At 67.7% G+C, this 561-nt stretch carries 1 pseudogene; it reads left to right on the forward strand.

Annotated elements, in window-relative coordinates:
• Positions 1–561: pseudogene (locus tag F3J44_RS29450) on the forward strand (AMP-binding protein); the annotation flags it as partial.

A 561-nucleotide genomic window follows, 5' to 3' on the forward strand; every position in this document is an offset into this window, starting at 1 on the left:
GCAGTGCCGGCGAGCTGTACCTGGGTGGCGTGGGCCTGGCCCGTGGTTACCACCAGCGCCCGGCGCTGACCGCCGAGCGCTTCGTGCCGGACCCGTTCAGCGACAACGGTGGGCGCCTGTACCGCACGGGCGATCTGGCGCGTTACCGCGCTGATGGTGTGATCGACTATGCCGGGCGTATCGACCACCAGGTGAAGATCCGCGGCCTGCGTATCGAGCTGGGCGAAATCGAAGCGCGCCTGCTGGAGCTGCCCAGCGTGCAGGAAGCGGTGGTATTGGCCCAGGACGGGCCAAGCGGCAAGCAACTGGTGGGGTACGTGGTGCCCGCCGACAGCACGCAGGAGCAGAACGCCTTGCGTGACAGCCTGCGCGAAGCGCTGAAGGCTGGCCTGCCGGACTACATGGTACCAACGCACCTGCTGCTGCTTGAGCAGCTGCCAGTAACCCCGAACGGCAAGCTGGACCGCAAGGCCCTGCCGCAGCCGGATGCCAGCGCGCTGCAGGGTGAGTATGTGGCGCCACAGAGCGAGCTTGAGCAGCAGATTGCGGCGATCTGGGCGG

Source organism: Pantoea sp. Tr-811 (assembly GCF_011752535.1).
Classification (GTDB): Bacteria; Pseudomonadota; Gammaproteobacteria; order Pseudomonadales; family Pseudomonadaceae; genus Aquipseudomonas.